Annotated in this window: 22 protein-coding genes and 1 pseudogene; 11 read left to right on the top strand and 12 right to left on the bottom strand. The window is 69.4% G+C overall.

What is annotated here, in order from left to right; all coding sequences use genetic code 11:
- Positions 1-254 precede the first annotated feature (254 nt).
- The 3 genes and pseudogenes from CRP55_RS10995 to CRP55_RS10980 form a co-directional block, all read right to left on the bottom strand.
- Positions 255-1,036 (bottom strand): annotated as a pseudogene (locus CRP55_RS10995) (transposase family protein).
- A 232-nt stretch (positions 1,037-1,268) separates the two neighbouring features.
- A complete protein-coding gene (locus tag CRP55_RS10985; RefSeq protein WP_097319689.1) occupies positions 1,269-1,727 on the bottom strand; it encodes a hypothetical protein in 459 nt (152 codons plus the stop codon).
- Between the two features lie 28 nt (positions 1,728-1,755).
- Positions 1,756-2,643 carry an aldo/keto reductase gene (locus tag CRP55_RS10980; protein WP_097319687.1) on the bottom strand — a complete coding sequence of 296 codons (888 nt, stop codon included), beginning with the start codon at positions 2,641-2,643 and terminating at the stop codon, positions 1,756-1,758.
- A 124-nt stretch (positions 2,644-2,767) separates the two neighbouring features.
- On the opposite strand from CRP55_RS10980, the gene CRP55_RS10975 reads away from it, so the two are divergent.
- Positions 2,768-2,989: a hypothetical protein gene (locus CRP55_RS10975; RefSeq protein ID WP_097319685.1), complete on the top strand. Its 222-nt coding sequence runs from the start codon at positions 2,768-2,770 to the stop codon at positions 2,987-2,989.
- On the opposite strand, the gene CRP55_RS10970 is transcribed toward CRP55_RS10975, so the two are convergent.
- The 6 genes from CRP55_RS10970 to CRP55_RS10945 form a co-directional block, all read right to left on the bottom strand.
- Positions 2,977-4,053: a CE1758 family FMN-dependent luciferase-like monooxygenase gene (locus tag CRP55_RS10970; RefSeq protein WP_097319683.1), complete on the bottom strand. Its 1,077-nt coding sequence runs from the start codon at positions 4,051-4,053 to the stop codon at positions 2,977-2,979. The genes CRP55_RS10975 and CRP55_RS10970 overlap by 13 nt on opposite strands.
- 70 nt (positions 4,054-4,123) lie before the next feature.
- Positions 4,124-4,570, bottom strand: a complete 447-nt coding sequence (locus tag CRP55_RS10965) for a GNAT family N-acetyltransferase (RefSeq protein ID WP_218854329.1) — start codon at positions 4,568-4,570, stop codon at positions 4,124-4,126.
- Between the two features lie 211 nt (positions 4,571-4,781).
- Positions 4,782-5,813 carry a hypothetical protein gene (locus CRP55_RS10960; RefSeq protein ID WP_097319679.1) on the bottom strand — a complete coding sequence of 344 codons (1,032 nt, stop codon included), beginning with the start codon at positions 5,811-5,813 and terminating at the stop codon, positions 4,782-4,784.
- A gap of 2 nt (positions 5,814-5,815) precedes the next feature.
- The gene (locus CRP55_RS10955; RefSeq protein ID WP_097319676.1) at positions 5,816-6,385 is read right to left on the bottom strand and encodes an RNA polymerase sigma factor; all 570 of its coding nucleotides are present in this window, start codon (positions 6,383-6,385) and stop codon (positions 5,816-5,818) included.
- 19 nt (positions 6,386-6,404) lie between these two features.
- Positions 6,405-6,821: a PH domain-containing protein gene (locus tag CRP55_RS10950; RefSeq protein ID WP_143234546.1), complete on the bottom strand. Its 417-nt coding sequence runs from the start codon at positions 6,819-6,821 to the stop codon at positions 6,405-6,407.
- Between the two features lie 5 nt (positions 6,822-6,826).
- Positions 6,827-7,669 carry a S1 family peptidase gene (locus CRP55_RS10945; RefSeq protein WP_097319672.1) on the bottom strand — a complete coding sequence of 281 codons (843 nt, stop codon included), beginning with the start codon at positions 7,667-7,669 and terminating at the stop codon, positions 6,827-6,829.
- A gap of 90 nt (positions 7,670-7,759) precedes the next feature.
- Between CRP55_RS10945 and CRP55_RS10940 the strand changes: the two genes are divergently transcribed.
- The 3 genes from CRP55_RS10940 to CRP55_RS10930 all read left to right on the top strand — a co-directional run bounded on the left by CRP55_RS10940 (position 7,760) and on the right by CRP55_RS10930 (position 12,975).
- A complete protein-coding gene (locus CRP55_RS10940; protein ID WP_097319669.1) occupies positions 7,760-8,419 on the top strand; it encodes a response regulator transcription factor in 660 nt (219 codons plus the stop codon).
- On the top strand, positions 8,416-9,480 hold the full coding sequence (locus tag CRP55_RS10935) for a sensor histidine kinase (RefSeq protein ID WP_097319667.1): 1,065 nt from the start codon (positions 8,416-8,418) through the stop codon (positions 9,478-9,480). The genes CRP55_RS10940 and CRP55_RS10935 overlap by 4 nt, the downstream gene beginning before the upstream one ends.
- 165 nt (positions 9,481-9,645) lie before the next feature.
- Entirely contained in the window at positions 9,646-12,975 is a 3,330-nt protein-coding gene (locus tag CRP55_RS10930; protein WP_097319664.1) for a CARDB domain-containing protein, read from the top strand.
- Here CRP55_RS10930 and CRP55_RS10925 read toward each other — a convergent pair.
- Positions 12,962-13,192: a hypothetical protein gene (locus CRP55_RS10925; RefSeq protein WP_143234544.1), complete on the bottom strand. Its 231-nt coding sequence runs from the start codon at positions 13,190-13,192 to the stop codon at positions 12,962-12,964. The genes CRP55_RS10930 and CRP55_RS10925 overlap by 14 nt on opposite strands.
- Positions 13,193-13,423: 231 nt before the next feature.
- Between CRP55_RS10925 and CRP55_RS10920 the strand changes: the two genes are divergently transcribed.
- Genes CRP55_RS10920 through CRP55_RS10900 form a run of 5 tightly spaced genes read left to right on the top strand, consistent with a single transcriptional unit; the run spans position 13,424 to position 19,734 of the window.
- Positions 13,424-15,166, top strand: coding sequence for a glycosyltransferase family 2 protein (locus CRP55_RS10920; protein ID WP_245922919.1), 1,743 nt, complete (start codon positions 13,424-13,426; stop codon positions 15,164-15,166).
- Positions 15,167-17,119, top strand: coding sequence for a radical copper oxidase GlxA (gene glxA, locus CRP55_RS10915; protein ID WP_179855119.1), 1,953 nt, complete (start codon positions 15,167-15,169; stop codon positions 17,117-17,119). It begins immediately after the preceding gene.
- The gene (locus CRP55_RS10910; RefSeq protein WP_245922918.1) at positions 17,116-18,132 is read left to right on the top strand and encodes a glycoside hydrolase family 6 protein; all 1,017 of its coding nucleotides are present in this window, start codon (positions 17,116-17,118) and stop codon (positions 18,130-18,132) included. The genes glxA and CRP55_RS10910 overlap by 4 nt, the downstream gene beginning before the upstream one ends.
- A gap of 4 nt (positions 18,133-18,136) precedes the next feature.
- Positions 18,137-18,775, top strand: coding sequence for a 4'-phosphopantetheinyl transferase family protein (locus CRP55_RS10905; protein WP_245922917.1), 639 nt, complete (start codon positions 18,137-18,139; stop codon positions 18,773-18,775).
- Complete coding sequence (locus CRP55_RS10900) at positions 18,772-19,734, top strand: quinone oxidoreductase family protein (RefSeq protein WP_097319658.1); 963 nt, start codon at positions 18,772-18,774, stop codon at positions 19,732-19,734. Before CRP55_RS10905 ends, CRP55_RS10900 begins: the two co-directional genes overlap by 4 nt.
- A 31-nt stretch (positions 19,735-19,765) precedes the next feature.
- Here CRP55_RS10900 and CRP55_RS10895 read toward each other — a convergent pair whose 3' ends face one another.
- On the bottom strand, positions 19,766-20,713 hold the full coding sequence (locus CRP55_RS10895; protein WP_097319657.1) for a Ppx/GppA family phosphatase: 948 nt from the start codon (positions 20,711-20,713) through the stop codon (positions 19,766-19,768).
- 148 nt (positions 20,714-20,861) lie between these two features.
- Between CRP55_RS10895 and CRP55_RS10890 the strand changes: the two genes are divergently transcribed.
- Entirely contained in the window at positions 20,862-21,134 is a 273-nt protein-coding gene (locus CRP55_RS10890; protein ID WP_245922916.1) for a hypothetical protein, read from the top strand.
- A gap of 96 nt (positions 21,135-21,230) precedes the next feature.
- Positions 21,231-21,869 carry an SDR family oxidoreductase gene (locus CRP55_RS10885; protein ID WP_097319653.1) on the top strand — a complete coding sequence of 213 codons (639 nt, stop codon included), beginning with the start codon at positions 21,231-21,233 and terminating at the stop codon, positions 21,867-21,869.
- 1 nt (position 21,870) lies between these two features.
- Here CRP55_RS10885 and CRP55_RS10880 read toward each other — a convergent pair whose 3' ends face one another.
- Complete coding sequence (locus tag CRP55_RS10880; RefSeq protein WP_097319650.1) at positions 21,871-23,994, bottom strand: DMT family transporter; 2,124 nt, start codon at positions 23,992-23,994, stop codon at positions 21,871-21,873.
- Positions 23,995-24,030 lie beyond the last annotated feature (36 nt).

Genomic DNA, 24,030 nt, shown 5'->3' with positions numbered 1-24,030 from the left:
TGGCGGGCAGGGACCGTCCGCCGAACCGGTCCCTGCCCGTCCACTCCCAACTCCCGGCGAAGAGTTCTCACCTCTTCGACCAAGCGCGGTATCGCGTCTCGCGCCATCGCGATGAAGGCGGCGTTCTCATCCCACCGCCCATCCGCGGAATCGACATACCGAGGCTACTGAATCAGCGTCGCCGCAACGATTTCATTGTGGTCGAACTCCGGCCACCTTTCACCACGACCGGTGTCCGGAACAGTGAGCCTTTTTCATCCTGTGTAGGGCGGGTACTCCGTGTAATGCAGGGCGAGGATGGCCTGCACGATTGCCGTGGCTCGGTGCGGGCTGCAGCGTAGTTTTGTGAGGACTTTCCAGGTTTTGAGGGTGGCGTTGGCGCGTTCGCCGATGGCGCGGATGCGGGCGTGGCCGCGGTTGACCTTCTTCTGCCACGTGGACAGTTTCGGTCGGTAGCGGTGGCGTTTGAACGGGGTTCGGACACTTCCGCCGGCGCCTTGGTAGGCCTTGTCGGCGAAGGTGAGCACGTTCGCGCTGGTCAAGGCGGTGATGATGGCGTGGGTGCGGGCCGCGGTCAGGTCGTGGGTCTTGCCGGGCAGGGCGGGCGAGGCCCAGATCAGCCGGCCTGCTGGATCGGCGATGACCTGCACGTTCATCCCGTGGCGGCGGTGTTTGCCGGAATAGTAGGGCTTCTGGTCGGCGACACGGTCGATCGGATCAGCGTGCCGTCGAGGATGACGTAGGCGAGCGTCCGGATCCGGATCATGGTGGTGTTCAGGTCGTCGGCGGTTGCGGCGAGCAGGTCGATGGCTTCGCGGACGTAACGCCAGGCGGTAGTGACGCCGATGGTGAATCCGCAGGCCAGACGGGTCAGGGTGTCACCGTTACGCAGGTGAGCCAGGGCGAGCAGGGCTTGTTGTCCAGGGTCGAGACGCCGCCAGCGGGATCGACGTCGGGTGCGATGGGCGCGGATGAGGGCGGCGAGGTGATTCAGGCTGCGAGTGGACAGCGGGATGGCGGCAGGGTAAGACAGCACAGCGAGGCTCCCGGTTGGGGCATCGGATCTTGGTCGACTGCTGTCTTACCGGGAGCCTCGTCCTATGTCGACACCGGGCTCCCGCACCGTCCGTGACCTGCCCAGCCACGATGAAAATGGCTCAGTGCTGACAGCCACGAGGCCCATGGCGTGATCATCGTCCAGCATCCTGACGAACCAAGGCCCCGGACTCGCCGCGGCGCACAGCTCTTCGATCTCTTCGAGCTCGTCCTCATCCATGCTGAAGTCCCGCCCATTCCTCCGAGGCGAGCACGGCCTCGATCAATCGGTGGCAGGTCGCCGTCGAGCCGGGAATCCCGCGTTTCGAGACCTCGGCGTCGAGGAGCAGACCGGCCGCTCGCAGATTCTGCGCAACATAAGCTCTCGCTTCTCCAGCGTCCAGGACCACCCCGTCATCGACGGCCACCTGAATGACCATCCGGCGATCCCTCTTCACCCACCGATCGACGCGCATGCCCTGGTGCTCCGGCGCCCAGACGATGCCGGGATAGAGGAACACCAGGAACAGCCCGATCTGGTCGTCATCGGCGTCGCCGTCGCTCCCTTCGTCGTGCAACGTCAGCACGATGTTCCGAGCCGCGTGTGCCGCCTTTCTGACGTGAACGTTCGCGATCCTGCCGCCACCCTCGACGCCACCAAAGTCGAGAATGAGTGGATCGACGGGCGACATTCGCTGAATCGTATGGCAGGCCTCGGGATCAGTCCTCCGCGATGACCATGTCGAACATCGCCGGGCGCGGCACGTCCGGGTCGGGGCCGTTGCGTACGCCGGTGTCGAGGGCGTCCATCTGGGTCATCTGGGTGGGGGTCAGCTCGAAGTCGAAGACGTCGAAGTTCTCGGCGATTCGGGTGGGGTTTGTGGACTTGGGGATGGCTGAGCGGCCGTGTTGCAGCTGCCAGCGGAGCATCGTCTGGGCCGGGGTCTTGCCGTGGGTGGTGGCGATGGCGGCGATGGTGGGGTCCTGCAAGACGTTGCGGCGCTCCTCGCCCCAACCGGGGTAGAACGTGATGCCGCCGATCGGGGACCAGGCCTGGGTGAGGATGCCGTGTTCGGCGTCGGCCTTCTGCACGTCCGGCTGGGAGAAGTACGGGTGCAGCTCGATCTGGTTCACCGCCGGCACGATGTCGGTGCTCGCCAGCAGGTCGTCCAGGTGGTGGCGCATGAAATTGCTGACGCCGATGGCCCGTACGGCGCCGTCGGAAAGAAGTTTCTCCAAGGCCTTGTAAGCGGCGATCGTGCGGTCGAAGCGGTCGGTCGCCGGCTGGTGCAGGATCAGCAGGTCGAGGCGGTCGACGCCGAGTTTGCGGGTGGCCTTCTCGAAGGCGTGCAGGGTCTCGTCGTATCCGTAGTCGCTGACCCACACCTTCGTCTCGATGAAGACGTCGTCGCGCGGGACGCCGGAGCGGCGGAGGCCCTCGCCGACCTGGCGCTCGTTGCGGTAGGCGGCGGCGGTGTCGATGTGGCGGTATCCGACTTTCAGCGCCGTCTCGACCGCGGCCGCCGTCTCCTCGGGGGCGCTCTGGAAGACGCCCAGGCCGAGGGCGGGCATCGTCACACCGTTGTTGAGTACGAGTTCCTGAACCATGCCTTCGACGGTAGGCCGGGGCGCGACGATGAGAGAGGTAACGTCAGAACCCCCCTGTTTTCCTCAGCGGCGAAGTGGGCACCTCTCGATCAAGACATTGACGTACGAGGAGGCCCACCCCCCCATGGCAGGCAATGAGCACGACGTCAACCGCAGCACCAAGTCCGGCAAGTTCGTGAAGGAGAGCACCGCCGAGCGGTCGCCGGACACCACGACGACCGAGCACGTCGGCGGCGACCAGCACGACGGCGACCGTGAGGTGCACCGCAGCGCGAAGACCGGCCGGTTCGTCACGGAGACCACCGCGGAACTGCACTCGTCGACGACGGAGACTCAGCGGGTCTGAGCCGCTGACCTCAGGGAATCGTGCGTGGGCGCGTCCGGGATGTGTGCCGGGCGGCCCACGGCGAACTCCTTGCGCAGGATCGGGACGATCTCGCCGAGGCGGTCGAGCTGGTGCAGGACCTCGGTGTGCCCGATGCCCATGCCGTCGAGGACGAAGAGCTGGCGCTGGTAGTCGCCTGCATACTCGCGGAAGCCGAGGATCTGGTCGATGACCTGCTGCGGGCTGCCGACCGAGAGCGGTGTCTGGCGGATCATCTCCTCCAGGGACGGCCCACCGCCGTACACCGGGGAATGGTCGAAATAAGGCCGGAACTCACGGAGCGCGTCCTGCGAGTTGTCCTTGACGAAGAACTGGCCGCCGAGGCCGACGATCGCCGTGTCGGCCGGGCCGTGACCGTAGTGCTCGAAGCGCTCGCGGTAGAGGCGGATCATCCGGCCGGTGTGTGACGACGGCCAAAAGATGTTGTTGTGGAAGAAGCCGTCGCCGTAGTAAGCGGCCTGCTCGGCGATCTCCGTGCTGCGGATCGAGCCGTGCCAGACGAACGGCGGCACACCGTCGAGCGGGCGCGGCGTGGACGTGAAGGCCTGCAGGGGCGTGCGGTATTTGCCCTCCCAGTCGACGCTCTCCTCCCGCCACAGGCGGCGGATCAGCGCGTAATTCTCCACGGTCAGCGGAATGCCGGCCCGGATGTCCTTGCCGAACCACGGGTAGACCGGGCCGGTGTTGCCCCGCCCGAGCATGAGGTCGACCCGCCCGCCGGCCAGGTGCTGAAGCATCGCGTAGTCCTCGGCGATCTTCACCGGGTCGTTGGTGGTGATCAGCGTGGTCGACGTGGACAGGATGATCCGCTCGGTCCGGGCCGCGACATAGCCGAGCAGCGTGGTCGGCGACGACGCCACGAACGGCGGGTTGTGGTGCTCCCCGAAAGCGAACACGTCCAGGCCGACCTGTTCGGCGTGCACGGCGTACTCGGTGATGCGCTTGAGGCGCTCGTGCTCGCTGGGCGTCTCCCCGGAGACCGGGTCGCGCGCCAGATCGCCCACACCGAAGATCCCGAACTGCATGACTCCCCCTCGCATCTGATTGACACGTCAATCATGCATCTAATTGACGTGTCAATTACAGCGACGTTGGTCACCTCCGCCGGCCGCGCCACTGCTCGGCATCCCAGGCGCGGAAACGCTCCACCTCGACGAAGCCGAGCCTGGCGGCGAGGCGCATGGAGGGAAGGTTGGCGCTCTGGGTGACGAGCACGACCGGCTCGCCGGGCAGGACGCCGTCGAGCCAGCCGAGCGCCGCCGCACAGGCCTCGGCGGCGTAGCCGAAACCCCAAACCCGCGGCAGAAAGAGATAGCCGAGATCGACCTTCCCCTCGGCGGCCGGGCGCCGCAACAAGATCTGGCCGATCATCGTGCCGTCGAGCTCGACGACGAAACTGCCGGGCCACTGCTCGGGGACCTCAGGCAGGTCACGCTCGAGCTGGTCGCGAGGCTGCGGGCCGCCGAGATAGGTGTGCACCGCGGCCGAGGCCAGCAGCTCGACGAAGTACGGCCGATCACGGGCTTCAGAGGCACGAAGCACAAGCCTCGGAGTACGAATGGGCGAAGGCGGCCAGGCAACGGATCCGAGACCAGTCATGCCGGCCAGTCAATCAACCCTTGTCACTCGATCCGCGACACGCTCGATCTGCTGCTTGTGCCGCCGGAACGGCGACCGGCGAGGGCATCAACTGAAGGGCCCCGCCGATCACCGCCCGCTTGGCCGGGTCGCCGATGTCCTTGGGCAGTAGGAGCTATGAGCAGCCGAGGCCCTGGTTCAGTTCTTCGGTGGTGGGTGGGTTGCCGGCCACTGTGCGGTCGGCGTACTCCCACAGGGCCTCCGGGTAGTCGCCCTCGGCGTTCATGTCGTTGAGGGTCTTCCACTGGTGGCTGCCTCGCAGGGCGTCGGTGGCCTTCTGCTGGGCTGTCTTGTCGCCGGCCGCCTTGGCTCGTTTCCACTCGGCTATCCAGGCGCAGGCGATGTGGCCGGTCACCTTGGCGCCGAACTGGTAGGAGTCGTTGGCGCCGAAGCCCTTCAGCGTGGCCACGTCGAAGTGGGGTGGCAGTGGCATGTCGGCCAGGACCTTCTTGGCCGCCTCGTCCTCGCGGTCGGGGGTGACGACCTCCGGCGGGAGGGCCTTCAGGAAGGTGTCCACGTCGACGCGCTTGATGTGGGCCACCACCTGGTCGAACGAGGTCCGGTTCCAGTCACCGCTCGACGTGCCCAGTTCGACGAAGACGCCGTCGCGCGGTTCCAGCATGATGGCGTAGCGGGTTGCGCTGTACGTGAAGCGCGCGCCCTTCCAGCCGTCCACCACGGTGGCCTCGGGTGGGCTGACCTCCAGGCGGTCCTTGTAGTAGCCGTCGTAGTGCTCGCCGGCGTACCAGTTCATCTCGAAGGCGCGGCCGGTCTTGTCCTCGAAGGCGATGGTGCCGTCCTTGCCGGCGAAGCCGTAGACGTGGGTGGCCTTCCAGCCGGGCTCGTCGATCAGGAGCCGGGGGAACTTCTCGGACGCCGCGAACTGCAGGAGGGCGGGGGCCGACTCGGTGACGGCGGGGGCGGCCTGGCCGGTTTCCGGGCGGTCGCGGATGACGGCGGACGCCACGAGGACGCCCGTGACGGCGGCCGCGGCGGCTACGGCCGTGGCCAGGCCGCGCCATCGTGACGTCTTGCGGACGGGCTCGGACATGATCTCCTCCAGGAGCGCTTGCTCGGCCCCGTCGAGGTGATCGGCCCGGTACGGGTCGGCGTCGCGGACCAGCCGGTCGAGCTGTTCGTCGGACATTCTCAGGCCTCCTCGGGGGTCGGTGCGGTCAGGACGTCGAGCACATGTCCGGCCGTGCGCCGGTCGTTACCGAGAAGGTCGCGCATTTTCGCCCGGGCCCGGGACAGTCTCGCCCGGACGGTCTCGGGACTCACTTGCAGGACGGCCGCCGCCTCGCGCGGTTGCAGTCCCTCCCAGATGGTCAGGGTGAGCACCTCGCGGTCGATCGGGTTGAGGCGGGCCAGGGCGGCCCACACCACGAGCCGTTCCGGCACCTCGCGGCCGGGGTCGGCCGGTGCCGGCGGGGTGAGCCGCTGTCTCAGCAGGTCGCCGAGCCGCGCCCGGCGGACCCCGCCACGGTGATGGTTGGCGAGGACGCGCCGGGCGACCCCGTACAGCCAGAGCCTGGTCTCTTCACCCAAGGGCATTTCTTCCGTACGCCGCCAGGCGATCAGAAAGGTCTCGGCGACCACGTCGGCCGCGTCGGACGGCTGCTCGACGCGCCGCAGCGCATACGCCAGGAGCGCGTCGAAGTTCGCGCTGTAGACGCGCCGGAAGCGTTCCTCGTGCTCGATACCGGGGCTCACGCTCATCCCATGTCCGGGCGGGCACCTATCGTGACATGGCCCGGAAGACGAGGGTGGGCCCGAGGAACGCGTTCAGGTCGGTGATCGTGCGCCCGGCCCGCAGTTCAGCCTGGACGGCCGCCATCGCCTCGCCGGCCGATTCGCCGTCCTCGTCGTATTCGGCCCGGTAGCGGTGGTCGTTGATGTGGATGTCGAGGACGCCGAGGCCGACGTCCAGTTTCAGATCATCGCCCGGGCTCAGGGAGATGACGGCCGGCGCCACGGGCTCGGTGACGCCACGCCGGGGCCGGAGGGCGACGATGAGGTCGGCTACGAGTCCGGCGATCAGGAGAGCGCAGAGCAGCTGGACGATCCAGTTGTCGTGCGCCGCCCAGAACGCCCCGATGGAAACGATCGCCGCGACGTCGCCCAGGGGCCGCTTCCACGGTCGTTCTTCCAGCACGAAGGTCAACGTAGCCGACGGCGGCGAACGGTCCAGAGGATCGCGATGGCCGCGACGACAAGAGCGACGATCCAGCCCACGGGGAAGGACGACGGCCCGGTGGTGATCGTCGTGGTGATCCAGCCGTTGATGTTGTCGACCCGGGCGCTGTGGTCGGGACCGGCGTGCGGGCAGCCCGGCCCCGAGCTGACCACCGCCACCAACACCGGAGCCTGACCTTTGCGCTCCTGGAAGTACGGCCCGCCGGAGTCGTGCGGGCACGGGCTCGTCTCGTCGTGCGGGGCCACCCCGGTCGTCTCGAGCAGGGAGTCGCCGACGTGGTCGATGCGGAAGCGCCCCGTCTGCAGGCGCGACACCGGGACGTACTCACCATCTCTGGTCGTCAGCCCGAATCCCGTGAGGCGGACCGTCTCGCCCGGAGCCGGCGCCGTCGTCGCGAGACGCAGCGGGGTGATGCCGGTGACCGGTGAGGCGAGCTCGGCCAGCGCCACGTCGTGGGTGTCCGACTGGCGGACCTCCACGACCCGTACCTCATGACCGCCCTTGCCGTTGACCTTGATCCGGCCGATCGTGGCGATGGTCTCGTCGGCGACCGGGCGGCTGACCCGCTTGCCGTTGGCGTCGCGGAAGCAGTGACCGGCGGTGATCACCCAGCGCTCGGCGATGAGCGCGCCCGAGCACGAGCTGTCCCGCGAGCCGCCGTCGGTCGTCGGCAGCCCCTTCATGGTCAGCAGCACCGCGAACGGGTAGGCGCCGTCCCGCGCGTTTTCGCCGTACGCGATCGCCGCCGCCGGCGAAGCCGGACAGATGACCATCAAAGCGGCGAACACCACGGAAAGAAATCTCATCACAGGAGACGATGGTGGTGATCGGGCAGTCCGGCGGGCGTCAGCAGCGCCCTTATGGATCCTTTATACGAGCTGTGCGAGCGTGACGCGGTGCGAGTGCTGGTGGCGGAGGACGAACGGGTGTTGGCCGACACCGTGGCCGAGGGCCTGCGGCGGCTGGCCATGGCCGTCGACGTGGTCTACGACGGCGAGGCGGCCATCGAACGGCTCGGCGTCAACCGCTACGACGTGGCCGTGCTCGACCGCGACATGCCGGGCCGCACGGGTGACGAGGTGTGCCGCTGGATCGGGCAGCAGGAGCAGCCGACCCGGGTCCTGCTGCTGACCGCGGCGGCCGGCATCCGGGACCGGGTCGAAGGGCTGGGCCTGGGCGCCGACGACTACCTGACCAAGCCGTTCGCCTTCGCCGAGCTGGTCGCCCGGTTGCAGGCGTTGTCGAGGCGTACGGGACCAGCTCTTCCTCCTGTCCTGGAGCAGGACGGCGTGGTGCTCGATGTCGCCCGGCACACGGCCAGCCGCGACGGCCAGATCCTCTCGCTGTCACCCAAGGAGTTCGCCGTGCTGCACGTCCTGCTGCGCGCCGGCGGGCAGGTGGTCAGCGCCGAGGACCTGCTCGAGCAGGCCTGGGACGAGCACGCCGACCCCTTCACCAACACCGTGCGGATGACCGTGATGACCCTTCGGCGCAAGCTGGGCGATCCGCCGGTGATCCACACCGTGCCGCGCGCGGGATACCGACTCGGTTCATGATCCGCCGCCGCGTGACGGCGCTGTGCGCCCTGCTTCTGCTCGCCTCCCTGTTCGTACGGGAAATGGCCGATCAGCTTTTGACCTTGTGGCACGATTTCGGGCCGTCGTGGTGTGTCACTCCGGGCCCGGACAGCCCGTCGGCCGTCTGCCGGCAGCTGTTCCGCCATCCGAGCATCCCGACAATTCTCACCGTGACGATCGTGCTGGTCGCGCTTCTGGCGGCGGCTTATCTGGCCGTACGGTGGTGCCTGGCCCCGCTGAAGACGATGATCCCGGTGATCGCGAACGTCGGCCCGCAGAACCTCGGCTATCGCCTGCGGCCCGAGGCGAAGGACGAGGTGGGCGCGCTCGGCCGGGCGATCGACGACATGATGGACCGCATCGCGGTCGGCTACGAGGCTCAGCGGCGTTTCGCCGCGGACGCCTCCCACGAGCTGCGCACCCCACTCGCCGTGCAGCGCACGCTGATCGAGGTCGGCATGGCCCGCACCCTCAGCGAGGACCAGCTGTCCCTGCTCACGGCCCAGTTGCTGGAGACCAACGAGCGCAACGAGCGCCTGATCGAGGGCCTGCTGGTGCTCAGCGAGAGCGATCGCGGCCTGCTGGCCCGTTCGCCGCTGCGGCTCGACGAGATCACGGCCGAGGTGCTCGAAGCCCACCGGTCGCGGGCGGACGAGGCCGGCGTGACGATCACCAGCGAGCTGAGCCCGCGGGTCGTCGAGGGCGAGCGGGTGCTGCTGGAGCGCCTGGTCACCAACCTCGTGCAGAACGCGATCAAATACAACCGCCAAGGCGGGACCATTGACGTACGGGTCGGCGACGATCCCGCCCTGATCGTGGCGAACACGGGCGACGACGTGCCGCCGAGCGAGGTGTCGGCACTGTTCGAGCCGTTCCGCCGGCTGCACGGCGGCCGCATCGACCACAGCGGCGGCGCCGGCCTCGGCCTGTCGATCGCCCGCTCGATCACCCGCGCCCACGACGGGGTCATCGCGGCCTCCTCGACCGGTCACGACGGCCTCCGGGTTCAGGTGTCGTTCCCGCACCCGTTGACGAAATAGTCACACATCTGAAACCTTGGATGCCTGCTCACGAAAAAACTCGGCAGGCTCCACGCAATTTTCATGGAGACGGCCGAATCTTCGGGGCAGGACTCCCCTCCATCCCCGGCCGGCCGTCAGGACCCCCGAACCCTGGCGGCCGGCATCTGCAGAACAGAGGCCTTCATGAGAAGACGACGACTGTTCGCCGGAGTCGCGGTGGCCGTGCTGGTCGCCGCCGGGCTCTCGCCGGGCGCGGCGCACGCCGCGGGCGGCCCCAACCTCGCCCCCGGCAAGGCGGCGGCGGCCAGCGCGGTCAACGGGCCGTACGTGGCGTCCAACGTCAACGACGGCAACGCCGACACCTACTGGGAGGGCCCGAACAACGCCTTCCCGCACTGGGTCCAGGTCGACCTGGGCGCCACCACCGCCATCGACCAGGTCAAGCTGAAGCTGCCGCCCTCGTCGGCCTGGGCCACCCGTACTCAGACGCTCAGCGTGCAGGGCAGCACGAACAACAGCACATGGTCTGATTTGTCCGGATCGGCCGGCCGGACCTTCAACCCGGCGTCCGGCAATACCGTCACCATCGACTTCACGGCGGCCAGCGTCCGTTATGTCCGTGTCACCATCACCGCCAACAGCGGGTGGCCCGCGGCCCAATTGTCCGAGCTGGAGATATATGGGGTAAGCGGAGGCCAGGAACCCCCTCCTTCGGGAACGAACCTGGCCGCGGGCAAGGCGATGGAGGCGTCCTCGAGCGTCTTCAACTTCACGGCGCCCGACGCCAACGACAACAACCTGGCCACCTACTGGGAGTCCAACGGCTTCCCGGCCACGCTGACCACGCGGCTCGGCGCCAACGCCGACGTCACCGGCGTCGTCGTGAAGCTCAACCCGGACTCGGCCTGGGGCCCGCGCACCCAGGGCATCCAGGTCCTCGGCCGCGCCCAGGGCGCCTCCGGCTACACCTCGCTCAAGGCCCGAGCCGACTACGCCTTCGCCGGCGGCAACACCGTGACCATCCCGGTCACCGGCCGCGTCGCCGACCTCCAGCTCCAGTTCTTCAGCAACACCGGGGCACCCGGCGGCCAGGTCGCCGAGCTCCAGGTCCTCGGCACGTGGGCGCCCAACCCCGACCTGACGGTCACCTCCGTGACCTGGTCACCCTCGTCGCCGGACGAGGCCACGGCGGTCACCGTCTCGGCCACGGTGCGCAACGCGGGCTCCGCGACCGCGGGGGCCACTTCAGTCGACGTACGGCTGAATGGAAATGTCGTCGGAAGCGCGAATGTCGGATCGCTGACGGCCGGCGCGACCGCGACCGTCCAGGTCAACGCCGGGCGCCGGGCCCAGGGCAGCTACCAGGTCTCCGCGGTCGTCGACCCGGCCGACACGGTGGCCGAGCTCAGCAACGACAACAACACCCTGACCGCGTCGTCGCCGCTCGTCGTCGCCCAGGCGCCGGGCCCGGACCTGCAGGTCACCAGCGTGACGCCGACACCGGCCAACCCCGCGGTGGGTGCGCCGGTGAGCTTCTCGGTCGCGGTCAACAACAGGGGTACGAGTGCAGCCGCGGCCTCCGTCACCCGGGTCACGGTCGGCAGCACCACGCTGAACGCCACCACCGGGGCCATCGCCGCCGGTGCGACCGCCACCGTCACCGTCGGCACGTGGACGGCGGCCAGCGGCGGGGCCACGATCACGGCCATCGCCGACGCGACGAACGTGGTCGCCGAGACGAACGAGAACAACAACACGCGTACACAATCGGTCGTGGTGGGCCGCGGAGCGGCTGTTCCCTACGTCTCCTATGAGGCGGAGAGCGGAACGTACACCGGAACCCTGGTCGAGGCGGACGCGAAAAGGACGTTCGGGCACACCAATTTCGGTACGGAATCGTCGGGCCGCAAATCGGTGCGACTGACCGCGACCGGCCAGTACGTGCAGTTCACGTCGGCCAACCAGGCCAACTCGATCGTCGTCCGCAACTCCATCCCGGACGCACCGGGCGGTGGCGGGCAATCGGCGACGATCAGCCTCTACGCGAACGACCAGTTCGTGCAGAAGCTGACCCTGTCGTCACGCAACAGTTGGCTGTACGGCACGTCGGACGACACGGAATCACTGTCGAACACGCCGTCGGCCGACGCGCGGCGCCTCTTCGACGAATCGCACGCGCTGCTGTCCACGTCGTATCCGGCCGGCACCCGATTCAAATTGCAGCGCGACGCCGGTGACACCGCGGCGTTCTACGTGATCGACCTGGTCGACCTGGAACAGGTCGCACCGGCCCTGTCCCAGCCCGCCGGCTGCACGTCGATCACCTCGTACGGCGCCGTGCCGAACGACGGCCTCGACGACACGGCGGCGATCCAGCGCGCGGTGACCGACGACGAGAACGGCGTGATCAGCTGCGTCTGGATCCCGGCCGGCCAATGGCGCCAGGAACAGAAGATCCTGTCGCCGGACCCGGCCCGCGGCCAGTGGAACCAGAAGGGCATCCGCAACGTGGTCATCCGCGGCGCGGGCATGTGGCACACGCAGCTCTACACGAACACGGAACCGCAGAACGTGGTCGGCAACATCAACCACCCGCACGAGGGCAACGTCGGCTTCGACATCGACGACAACACGCAGATCTCCGACCTGGCCATCTTCGGCATGACCACGAACAGGGCCAACCGCGGCCACGGCATCAACGGCCGCCTCGGCAAGAACACGAAGATCAGCAACGTCTGGATCGAGCACACGAACGTCGGCGCCTGGGTCGGCCGCGATTACTCGGACACGCCGGCCTACTGGAACCCGGGCGACAACGTCGAATTCACGGGAATGCGCATCCGCGACACGTACGCGGACGGCATCAACTTCAGCAACGGCACCCGAAACTCGAGGGTCTTCAACTCGTCGTTCCGCACCAATGGCGACGACGCGCTGGCGGTCTGGGCCAACCCGCGCGTCAAGGACACGTCGGTCGACGTGGCCTCGAACAACCACTTCGTCAACAACACCATCCAGTTGCCGTGGCGGGCGAACGGCGCGGCCATCTACGGAGGCTTCGGCAACTCCATCGAAAACAACATCATCGCCGACACGATGAACTACCCCGGCATCATGCTGGCCACGGACCACGACCCGCTGCCCTTCACGGGGACGACGCTGATCGCCAACAACGGCCTCTACCGGGCCGGCGGCGTCTTCTGGAACGAGGACCAGGAGTTCGGCGCCATCACGCTGTTCCCGTCATCGAAGGACATCGTCGGCGTGACGATCCGCGACACGGAGATCCTGGACTCCACATACGACGGCATCCAGTTCAAGACAGGCGGCGGCAACATGCCCAACGTCGCCGTGACCAACGTCCGCATCGACAAGTCGAACAACGGCGCGGGCGTGCTGGCCATGAGCGGCGCACGAGGAAACGCCACCCTGACAAACGTGACAATCACCAATTCCGCCACCGGAGACGTGGTAATCCAGCCCGGCTCCCAGTTCACCATCACCCGCAACTGACCCCATCGGCGCCCCGGGACCTGCTCCCGGGGCGCCGCTCCTCGTTCAGCCGCCGGAAGTCGATCTCCCTGCCCTGCGGCGTCCTTTTCGTGATCAGCAAGTTGTCGGACTCGAGCTCCTTGGTCGCCCGCGTCCAGCTGTCCTCCGAGAATCCATGCCGCTGCTTCTGCGACGTGGTGAGCCAGGGCGGATCCTCCTCGCCACTCTTGCTGCGCATATCGCGGAGGACCAGAAGAAACGCGACGGGCACCGTTCGTCTCCGGGTCCGCCAGAGCGAGGAGCTCCGCCCACGACCGAAGGGCCGCCGCTCTCAGCGCGGGCAGAGGCACTCGCGAGTTTCGTACCTCTCGATCATTGGCGCGTCGGCGCCGGAGGGAGGTGCAAGGTCGTCTATATCGGACAAAGTGTGCGTTGCGATGCCTGAAATCTCCCTAAGACTCCCCGGACGTTGTTGGGCGCTCGGGGGAGGCTGTGGGTTTTGCAGGGTCGCGTCAAGGTGCCCGTACATCCCGCGCTCTCCGGTGAGACGGTCACGTTTGCCAATCGGTATGACTATCCGGCCTACAGCGTGCTTGCTGGGGCGCCCCTCGTGCCGGCGGGAGATGGCACGCGGATACGGATGCGGCGGCTTGCGAGGCGGCGGCCGCTGACGACGCTGGCCATTACCGTGTTGGCGTTTGCGTTTGAGACGACCTTCTTCTTCTGGCTGGTGTCGTCCATCGAGTTGCCTGATCGGGGCATGCGGCCCTGGCTGTTCGGTGCGACCGTTGTCATGGTCGTGGCGACCGCTCTGATCGAGCTGTTTCGGCTGGTCAATGTGGTCACGCTGTGTCTGGCCACGCTGTGGGCACGTGACCCGCAACCCCTGACGCCGCCGGCGGATCTCCGGGTGGCCTTTCTGACGACGATCGTGCCGGGCAAGGAACCGATCGACATGGTCGAGCGGACCCTCTGGGCGGCCCGGCAGGTGCGTCATGCCGGGGTGTACGAGGTGTGGCTGCTCGACGAAGGCGATGACGACGACGTCCGGGGGATGTGCGCGCGGCTCGGGGTGCGCCATTTCTCGCGGAAGGGCGTCGAGGCGTACAACCAAGCATCCGGCGCTTTCAAGGCTCGCACCAAGCACGGCAATTACAACGCCTGGGTGGATCGGCACGGGGACGCGTACGACGTCTTCGTGTCTGTTGATCCGGATCATGTGCCCCTGCCGAACTTCTGTGAGCGGCTGCTCGGCTACTTCCACGACGAGGATGTCGCCTTCGTGGTCGGGCCGCAGATCTACGGCAACTACGACAACGTGGTCACGCGGTGGGCGGAGTCGCAGCAATATCTTTTCCATTCGCTGCTGCAGCGTGCAGGCAATAAGCACGGCATCGCGATGCTCGTGGGCACCAACAACGCCGTACGCATCAATGCCCTGAAAGCAGTTGGGGGGTTGCAGGACTCGATCACCGAGGACATGGCGACCAGCCTGGCCGTGCACGCCGCCAAGAATCCGGAGACCGGCAAGCGGTGGCGGTCGGTGTATACGCCCGACGTGCTGGCGGTCGGTGAGGGGCCGTCGTCCTGGACCGACTATTTCAGCCAGCAGCACCGTTGGTCGCGGGGCACCGACGAGGTCGTCGTGACGAAGTTCTGGCGGCTGGCGTGGCGGCTCGGGTTCAAGCGCAGCGTGCACTACGGGCTGCTGATGTCGTACTACCCGCTGACCGCGCTGGCCTGGGTGCTGGGTGCCGTGAACGCGACCTGCTATCTGATCCTCGGGGCCAAGGGTGTGCAGGTGCCGGCCGAGGTGTGGCTGATGTTGTACGTGGACGCCGCGCTCTTCCAGGTGGGGCTCTACCTGTTCAACCGGCGGCACAACGTCTCGCCGCACGAGGTGGCCGGGTCGTCGGGGCTCACCGGGATGATCGCGTCCACGCTGTGCGCGCCGGTCTATGTGAGCTCGTACGTCGGGGCCGTGCTGCGCCGCCGGGCCGGGTTCGTCGTTACTCCCAAGGGCGATTCGACCAGCCCCGACCGGCTGAGCACCTTTCGGCACGGGCTGGTGTGGGCGGCCTTCTATGCCGTCCTGCTGGCCAGCGCGCCGATCGGGCATCACGTGGACGGCGCGATGTGGCTGTGGCCCAGCTTGAACCTGGCCGTCTGCCTGGCCCCCACGGCAATCTGGCTCACAACGAGGAAGCGATAAGTGAATCCCCGACCGAAACCGACTCTCACCCGGCGCCTGCTGAGTTACCTGATCACTCTGGTGGTGCTGGGGTTCGTCGTCGCGGTGAACCGGCCGATGATGGCCGCCGCGAACGAGGCCTACCGCGAGTTCACCATCAACCGGCAGTCCTACAAGGAGAAGTACGGCCACTGGTCGCGCCTGCACGTGCCGGACAGTTTCCGGGTGAACGCGATCCACGCCGCGCTGCTGCACACCGGCAAGGTGCTGATCATCGCGGGCAGCGGCAACAACCGGGAGGCGTTCGAGGCCGGCACGTTCCGGACCGTGCTGTTCGACCCGGCCACCGACAAGTTCACCGAGGTGCCGACGCCGACGGACGTGTTCTGCGCCGGGCACACGTTCCTCGGTAACGGCAATGTGCTCGTGGCCGGCGGCACCAAGTCGTACGAGCGGCTGGAGAAGGACATCACCCACGCCGCCGGCGTCATGAAGTTGAAGAACGAGTCGCCCAACGGCGGGCCGCGGACGTTCCGCAAGGGGACGATCTTGTTGAGCGGCGATAACACGAGATATCGGACGCGCGCCGACGTCACGCTTCAACCAGCGAAAGCCATGAAGCACGGCGACCAGACCATGATCCACGCCTCCGAGGTCGAGGTCTGGGTCGACGCGGAAAAGGCAGGTGACGGGCCGATCGTCCGGAAGCCGGCCCAATACAAGGTGGACGGGCTGACCGGCGACGACCAGCGCAACATCTACGGCCTGGCCGACAAGATCACCAGAGAGAAGCAGGAGTACGGCGGCGACAAGACCGCCTACGAGTTCGACCCCCGCACCGAGCGTTACGTCCGCGTCGGCGACATGGTCAAGCACCGCTGGTATCCCACACTGACCGAGATGCCGGACGGCAACGTGCTCGCCGTCTCCGGGCTCGACGAGTTCGGCCGGCTGCTGCCCGGCGACAACGAGCGCTACCTGGTGGACCGCCGGCGGTGGGAGGCCACGCCCGGGCTCAAGCGCCAGTTCCCCACGTATCCGGCCTTCCACATCATGGACGACGGACGGCTCTTCTACTCGGGGTCCAACTCGGGCTACGGCTCCGACAAGATCGGCCGTACACCCGGAATCTGGGATTTGACCAATAATTCCTTCACCACGACGCCGGGCCTGCGCAATCCGCGGATGACCGAGACCAGCTCGTCCGTACTGCTGCCGCCGGCGCAGGAGCAGAAGGTGATGATCTTCGGCGGGGGCGCGATCGGCGAGTCGCCCGTGTCCACCGCGCGCACCGACATCATCGACCTGAACGCGGCCAAGCCGGCCTATCGCCCCGGACCGGATCTGCCCAAGCCGGTGCGCTATCTGAACGCGGTGATCCTGCCCGACGACGGCGTCTTCACCACCGGGGGCTCGTCCGGCTATCGCGGCGGTCCGTACCAGGGCGACGCGCGCAGCGACCTGTTCAACTCGCAGATCTACCGGCCGAGGGCGAACCGGTTCGAGAAGGCGGCCGACTCCACGGTCGGCCGCAACTACCACTCCGAGGCGATCCTGCTGCCCGACGGCCGGGTGATCACCCTGGGCAGCGACCCGCTGTACGACGAGACCGGGCGCAACCCCGGCTCGTTCGAGAAGCGCATCGAGGTCTACAGCCCGCCGTACCTCTTCAAGAAGGGCGACCGCCCGGTCATCTCGAGCGGCCCGGCCGAGGTCTCGCACGGCTCGGTCATCCACTTCCCCACACCGGACGCGGGGCGCGCGGTCGCGGCCCGGCTGATCCGGCCCAGCGCGGTCACCCATGTGCTCGACGTCGACCAGCGGTCGGTGGCGCTCCCGCTGCTCCGCCGTCCGCACGGGGTCACCCTGACCTTTCCCAAGCGCGACGGCGTGATGCCGTCCGGCTGGTACATGCTGTTCCTCGTCGACGACCGGGGTGTGCCGTCCGTGGGCCGGTGGGTGAGGGTCCGGTGAAGCGGCGTTACGTCCTGCTGACCGCGGGCGCGCTGGTCGCCGCCGGCATCGCCGCTCCCGTCGCCATAAGCGCCAGCGAGAAGAAGTCGCCTGCCCCGGCACCGTCGACCGAGGCCTGGGACGGCCGTCTCACGGGCCAGGGCCTCTACGTCGATCCCAACGGCGCCGCTGCCGACCAGGTCCGCGCGTGGGAGGCGGCCGGCCGTACGAGAGACGCCGCGATCATGCGGCGTATCGCCGACCGCCCGACGGCGACCTGGTTCGCCGACGAGTCGACCGGATATGCGGCACGGGCCCGGCAGCTCGTCACCGACGCCGGCCGGGCCGGCAAGCTGCCCGTCCTCACGCTGTACCACATTCCGAACCGGGACTGCTCCGGTCATTCGGCGGGCGGCGCGGCCAGCGCGGTCGCCTATCGCCAGTGGGTCGGCGCCCTGGCCACGGCCATCCGCGGGCACCGCTCGGTGGTGGTGCTGGAGCCCGACGCGGTCGCGCAGACCGTGCGCGGCTGCCTGAACGCCAAGGCCGCGACCGAACGGTTCGGGCTTCTCCTGCACGCCGTGACGGTGCTGCGGGCCAACCCGGGCACGCTGGTCTATGTGGACGCGGGCAACCCGACGTGGATCCGCAAGCCGGCCCAGATGGCCGCCGCCCTGCGCCGGGCCGGCATCCAGCGGGCCAGCGGCTTCGCGCTCAACGTGGCCAACTTCGAGCGGACCGCCGACAACGTCCGGTACGGCACGGCGCTGTCGCGTCAGCTCGGCGGCACCCACTTCGTCGTGGACACGAGCCGCAACGGCAACGGCCCGGCCAAGGTGGGCGCGGGCGACCGCCATTGGTGCAATCCGCCCGGCCGCAAGCTGGGCGAGGCGCCGACGACCCGCACCGGGCACACGCTGGTCGACGCGTACCTGTGGGTGAAGCGGCCGGGCGAATCCGACGGCGCCTGCTCGGCCGGCGCCCCGCCCGCCGGGCAGTGGTGGCCCGAATACGCGCTGGCGCTGGCATCATGACGGCGTGACGCTGACCGACCTCGTACCGCCGGAAGTGGTGATCGTCGAGGCGTTCGGCGACGTCCCCGGCGAGCAGCCGTTCCCCGGCGAGGAACAACTGATCGCGCGGGCCACCGAGGGGCGGCGGCGCGAATTCATCACCGGCCGTCGCAGCGCCCGCGAGGCGCTGCGACGGCTCGGCTTCGCCCCGGTGCCCATCCTGACCGGCGCGCGGCGTCAGCCGTTGTGGCCGGACGGGGTGGTCGGCAGCATCACGCACTGCGCCGGATATCGGGCGGCGGCGGTCGCCCGGGCCGGCGACATCGCCTCGGTCGGCATCGACGCCGAGCCGCACGCCGCGCTGCCGCCCGAGGTGGTCCCCGGGGTGACGCTGCCCGCCGAACGCGACATGCTGGCCACGCTCGGCAGCGGCATCCACTGGGGCCGGCTGCTGTTCAGCGCCAAGGAGTCCATCTACAAAGCGTGGTTCCCGCTGACCGGCCGCTGGCTCGGCTTCGACGAGTGTGTGATCTCGATCGACCCGGCGGTACGGACGTTCACCGGCCGCCCGCTCGTCGACTCCCCGCTCCCCGAGTTCCGCGGCCGCTTCACGATCGAGCGCGATCTGGTCATGACCGCGGTGACGGTAGTGTCCGTTCCATGATCGCGGTGCAGTGCGCACGCTTCGGCGGGCCCGAGGTCCTCGAACTGGCCGACGTCGCCGAGCCGGTCCCCGCCGACGGGCAGCTGCTGGTCGAGGTCAGCGCGGCCGGGCTGAACTTCGCCGACACCAGCCGCATCGCCGGGAGCTACCAGCCCACGCCCGTGCTGCCGTTCGTGCCGGGCACCGAGGTGATCGGGCGTACGGTCGACGGGCGAAGGGTCATGGCGACCACTTTCGACGGTGGTGGCTTCGCCGAGCGGGCGGTGGTGCCGGCGGCGGACGCGGTCGACGTGCCCGACGGCGTCGGTGATGCCGAGGCGCTCGCATTGCTGGTGCAAGGGCTGACCGCGTGGCATGTGCTGCGGAGCAGCGCCCGCGTCCGGCCGGGCGAGACGGTCGTGGTCAATGCCGCGGCCGGCGGGGTCGGCTCGCTCGCCGTGCAACTCGCCCGTCACTTCGGCGCGGGCCGCGTCATCGGGGTGGCCTCGACCGAGGCCAAACGCGATCTGGTGGTCGCGCTGGGCGCGGACGTCGCGGTCTCCTCAGAGGCTTGGGGGTACGCCGGGAGAGTCGTCGAAGCCAACGGCGGCCGCCCCGTCGACGTCGTGCTGGAGTCGGTCGGCGGGGCGGTGTTCAGCGCCGGGCTCGACGCGCTCGGCAACTTCGGCCGGCTCGTGACCTTCGGCAACGCCTCCCGCGAGGGCCGCCCGGCGGTCGACCCGGCCACGCTGGCCGACCGGAACCTGGCCGTCGCCGGATTCTGGCTGCGGCCGGCGCTGGCCGTGCCCGGCGCCTATCGCGAGCCGCTGGCCGAGATGCTCGGCCTGGTCGCGGCCGGGAAGCTGCGGCCCCTCGTCGAGGCCGCCTACCCGATGACCGACATCCGCCGGGCCGTCGAAGACCTGCTCGCCCGCCGCACCACCGGCAAAGTCACGCTAACGGCGCCCAGCCGGCATTGACTCACGGCAACGGCGCCCAGCCGGCATTGACTCACGGCAACGGCGCCCAGCGGGCGTTGACGAAATCCGGCCAACCGCCCTCTATGCGGCGCAGCAGGACGCCCTCCCGCAACCCCCACGGGCTGATCCGCAACGACGTGAGACCCAGGCCGCGCATGAGCTCGTCGGCGACGATCGAACCGGCCACGATCTGGCAGGCGCGGTGCTTGGAGACGCCCGGCAGCTTCGCGCGGCGCTTCGCCGGCATGGCGGCCAGCCGATCGGTCCACGGGCGCAACTGACGCCGGTGCAGGCGCCGGGCCACGTAGGGTCCGCGGCGCAGCGACGGAGCACCGGTGAGCCGGGCCAACTGCTGGAAGGTCTTGGAGGCGGCGACCGCAGTCGACCGGGACTCCCACGACGTGCCGGCGAGCGCCTGATGGACCTCGGTGCGGACGTACCGGCGCAGGTCACGGGCGGCCCGGGTGGCCGGTGAGGCCCCGCCGCGCAGGAAACGCCGGGTCAGGACGCGGGCCCCCAGATCGAGCGAGACCGCCCAGTCCGGGCGCACCTCACGGCCGAAGGCCAGCTCGAGCGAGCCGCCGCCGATGTCGGCCAGCAGCAGCGGGCCGCCGCACCAGCTCTCCCAGCGGCGGGCGGCCAGATAGGTCGTCTCGGCGTCCTCGACGCCGGTCAGCGTGCCCAGCCGGACCCCGGTGGCCGCGGCCACCTGGTCGAGCACCTCGTCGCGGTCCGGCGCGTCCCTGATCACCGCGGTGGCGTACGCCAGGAACTCCTGGACCCCCTCCCGCCCGGCCTCGGCGACGGCCTCGCCCACCGCGGTGATCAGCCGCCGCCGGCCCTCCGGCCCGAGGCCACCGTCCGGCCGGAGCCCGGCGGCGAGAGAGGTGTGTGCCTTCCACGAGCGAGATGTCGTACCGGGTACGCCGATGAGCAGGTTGACCGAATTCGATCCCACATCGAGCACTGCCGCACGCATCTCCTGCCTTCCCGTCGGGGTGAGCCCGGGGCAGGGCGGGTACCACGCGGTGACCGGCCCTAAACCGGCCCGTCGGCAGGTTGTGTTTTGCGCCGGTCCGTCGGGGAATTCCGGAACCATGCAGCCGAACAGTCTTCCCATCGCAACGGTGAACGTAGGCATGACCGTGGTCGACTCCACCGGCGACGAGGTCGGCTCCGTGACCGCCGTCCAGATGCCGGGCACCGACGTACGCCCGGACACGGTCGCGGGGGTCGCCGAGCACCTGGTGACCACGGGTTATCTGCGCATCGACGGCACGGGCCTGCTGTCCAACGACGTGTACGCCGGCGGAGACCAGATCGCCGGCAGCGTCGAAGGCGAGCCGGCCGTGGTCAACCTGCGGGTGCCGCGCGACGACCTGCACCGCGCGGCGAGCTGAGCCGCCTCGGCGGCGCCGACACGCTCCAGGGTGGCGCGCTCCCCCTGGATCGTTCGACGACGTCGCCGAGGCCCCACCGCGGGTACCGTGTCAGGAATGCGCGTTCTTGTGGTGGGTGGGCACGGGAAGGTGGCGCGGCTGCTGCTGCCGCTGCTGGACGAGGCGACGGCGGTCTTCCGCAACGCGGATCACACGGCGGAGGTGGCCGCGACCGGAGCGGAACCGGCGGTGTTCGACGTGGAGCGGGCAAGCGTCGAGGAGATGGCGGCGCTGTTCGCGGGCCACGACGCGATCGTCTGGTCGGCCGGGGCCGGCGGCGGAGACCCGTCGCGGACGTACGCGGTGGACCGCGACGCGGCAATCCGGTCGATGGACGCGGCGCAGCGGGCCGGCGTCGACCGCTACGTGATGGTGTCGTACTTCGGCGCGGGCCCCGAGCACGGCGTGTCCCCGGAGAACGGCTTCTACCCGTACGCGCAGGCGAAGGCGGCGGCCGACGCCCACCTGCGCGAGTCGAAGCTGAACTGGACGATCCTGGGTCCGAGCGCGCTGACCGACGCCGCCGGCACGGGCCGCATAGAGACGGCCGAGCAGGGCGCGACATCAGGTTCGGTGTCGAGGGCCGACGTGGCGGCGGTGGTGGCCGAGGTCCTGGGCGAGCCGTCCACCTACGGCCGCACGATCAACTTCAACAACGGGGCAACCCCGATTCCCGAGGCCGTACGCCTCCTCTAGCTCACCATTCCCCATCGGTGGCGGGATCGCTCCACCAGCGCGGATCGCCGGCCGGCGCCGAGGCCGGGTCGGAGGCTTGAACCGCCCGCGCTGGGTGGGGCGGCGAGGCAGGCCGCGCTGCGTGAGAGGCCGAGGCGGGCCCCGCTTGGTGAGACGCCGAGGCAGGCGGCGCTTGGCGAGACGCCGCGGCGGGCGGCGCTTGGCGAGACGGCGCGGCGGGCGGCGCTTGGCGAGACGGCGAGACAGGCCCGGCGTGGTAGGGCGGCATGGTGGGCCGCGATTGGTACGGCGGCACCATCGCCTCACCGCGAACCGCCGGGGCGGGCTGCGCGTGATACGGCGGCACCATCGCCTCACCGCGAACCGCCGGGGCGGACTCCGCGTGATATGGCGGCACCATCGCCTCACCCCGAATCGACGGCGCGGCGGGCTGGTCCTGAACCGGCGGCAGAGCGGGCTCGGCCTGGTACGGCGGCATACCGGGCTGCGCCTGGTACGGCGGCACCATCGCCTGGGCGCGAGCGGTGGGCGCGGGCCGCGCGGGAAGCTGGGGATAACCGGGCTGCGGATAGCCGTGTTGCGGATAGCCGGGCTGGGGATAGCCGGGCTGGGGATGACCGGGCTGCGCGTAGCCGGGCTCCGCATGGCCGGAGTACGCCGGGCCGAGCTGCTGGTAGCCGGGCTCCGAGTAGTTGGACTGCGGATACCTGGACTGTGCCGGGCCAAACTCCGGAGAGCCGAATTCCGGAGAGCCGGGCTGCGGGTAACCGGACTGTGCCGGGTCGAACTCCGGAGAGCCGAATTCCGGAGAGCCGGGCTGCGGGTAACCGGACTGCGAATAACCGGCCTCCAGGTAACCGAACTGCGCCGGGCCCAGCTCCGGATGGCCGGGCTGCGGGTAACCGGACTGCGCCGGGCCCAGCTGCAGGTGAGTGGGCGGCAAGTAGCCGGGCGGTGCCGGGTCGAGCTGCGAATAGGCCAGCTGCGGATATGCGGGCCGCGGGTATGCGGGCTGCGAGTGCGCAGGCTGCGAGTAGTCCGGCTGTGGCGGGTCGAGCTGGGAGTAAGCCAGCCTCGGGTAGGCGGGCTGCGGGTAGGCGGCGGCGGAAGGGGACGCGGTGGTTCGGTAGGCCGGCTCGGCGGGGTGGGCGCGGTGGGGTGGGCGCCAGATCGGTGGGGCGCCCCACCAGATGACCTTTTCGCCGAGGGGGCGTACCCAGGCCGGGATCTCGGGGGCCGGAAGGGCCGCGCGGACCGACTGGGGCAGGGCCGGCTGCATGGTCTCCTCCGGCTTGGCCGTGACGTGGGTGGCTGGGGCGGTGGCCAGGACCACGGCCGCGCTCACTGTGGCCACGCCGGCTATGACTGCTGGGAGCAGCCAGCCGTCGCGGACGGTGTCGCCCAGGAAGGCCATCGCCACCACTGAGGGGGCGCAGACCTCGGCCGTCCAGTGGATGGCGGTGACCGGGCCTACGTCGCCGTGCTGGAGGGCGTGCGCGTAGAGCATCATGCCGGTGGCCGCGAACGTCAGCAGAGCCAGCGTGAGTGGTTCGGTGACGATGGCCAGGGCGGTCTGGCCGGTGCTCAGGCCCTCGGGGACGGGCAGCGAGCGGCCGATCAGGGCGGCGCCGCCGAGCGACAGGCCGGCGAACGCGGCGATCAGGCCGCCGGGGGCCTGCACCTTGGCCGCGCCCCAGCCGACCAGCACCATCACCATCGCGGCGGCGCAGAGGGCGAAGCGCAGCTCGTCGCTGGTGTGCACGTCGTCCTGCGGGCCGGCCGACAGGGCCAGGAAGCTCAGCGACGCGATCGTGACGACGACCGCCGCCGCGTCGCGCCGGCGCAGGCGGCAGCCGAGGGCGAAGCGGGCGACGAGGACGGTGATGGCGAGCGAGCCGGCCAGGATCGACTCGACGACGTAGACGGCCAGCTCGCGCAGGGCGATCATCGCGCCGATCCAGGCCAGGATGTCGAAGAGCAGGCCCAGCATGTAGAGCGGGTGGGCCATGGTGCGGACCGTGCCGACGCTGCGGCGGGCGCCGACGGCCTGGAGGATGGACGCGGTCGCATAGCAGAGGGAGCCGAACACGGTGATGCCGAGAGCGAACCACCCTGCTGTGGTCATCCGAACCACCCCCGCCAGAAGGTGACGCCGTTCAGA

This window comes from Paractinoplanes atraurantiacus, from assembly GCF_900215205.1.
In the GTDB taxonomy this organism is placed as follows: domain Bacteria; phylum Actinomycetota; class Actinomycetes; order Mycobacteriales; family Micromonosporaceae; genus Actinoplanes; species Actinoplanes atraurantiacus.
This window is presented reverse-complemented; position numbering and strand designations above follow the sequence as displayed.

Bases quoted from the DNA above. Each gene is read 5' to 3' on its own strand.
- CRP55_RS10985 (WP_097319689.1), bottom strand. From the start codon at position 1,727: ATGTCGCCCGTCGATCCACTCATTCTCGACTTTGGTGGCGTCGAGGGT.
- CRP55_RS10980 (WP_097319687.1), bottom strand. From the start codon at position 2,643: ATGGTTCAGGAACTCGTACTCAACAACGGTGTGACGATGCCCGCCCTC.
- CRP55_RS10975 (WP_097319685.1), top strand. From the start codon at position 2,768: ATGGCAGGCAATGAGCACGACGTCAACCGCAGCACCAAGTCCGGCAAG.
- CRP55_RS10970 (WP_097319683.1), bottom strand. From the start codon at position 4,053: ATGCAGTTCGGGATCTTCGGTGTGGGCGATCTGGCGCGCGACCCGGTC.
- CRP55_RS10960 (WP_097319679.1), bottom strand. From the start codon at position 5,813: ATGTCCGACGAACAGCTCGACCGGCTGGTCCGCGACGCCGACCCGTAC.
- CRP55_RS10955 (WP_097319676.1), bottom strand. From the start codon at position 6,385: ATGAGCGTGAGCCCCGGTATCGAGCACGAGGAACGCTTCCGGCGCGTC.
- CRP55_RS10945 (WP_097319672.1), bottom strand. From the start codon at position 7,669: ATGAGATTTCTTTCCGTGGTGTTCGCCGCTTTGATGGTCATCTGTCCG.
- CRP55_RS10935 (WP_097319667.1), top strand. From the start codon at position 8,416: ATGATCCGCCGCCGCGTGACGGCGCTGTGCGCCCTGCTTCTGCTCGCC.
- CRP55_RS10930 (WP_097319664.1), top strand. From the start codon at position 9,646: ATGAGAAGACGACGACTGTTCGCCGGAGTCGCGGTGGCCGTGCTGGTC.
- CRP55_RS10925 (WP_143234544.1), bottom strand. From the start codon at position 13,192: ATGCGCAGCAAGAGTGGCGAGGAGGATCCGCCCTGGCTCACCACGTCG.
- CRP55_RS10900 (WP_097319658.1), top strand. From the start codon at position 18,772: ATGATCGCGGTGCAGTGCGCACGCTTCGGCGGGCCCGAGGTCCTCGAA.
- CRP55_RS10895 (WP_097319657.1), bottom strand. From the start codon at position 20,713: ATGCGTGCGGCAGTGCTCGATGTGGGATCGAATTCGGTCAACCTGCTC.
- CRP55_RS10885 (WP_097319653.1), top strand. From the start codon at position 21,231: ATGCGCGTTCTTGTGGTGGGTGGGCACGGGAAGGTGGCGCGGCTGCTG.
- CRP55_RS10880 (WP_097319650.1), bottom strand. From the start codon at position 23,994: ATGACCACAGCAGGGTGGTTCGCTCTCGGCATCACCGTGTTCGGCTCC.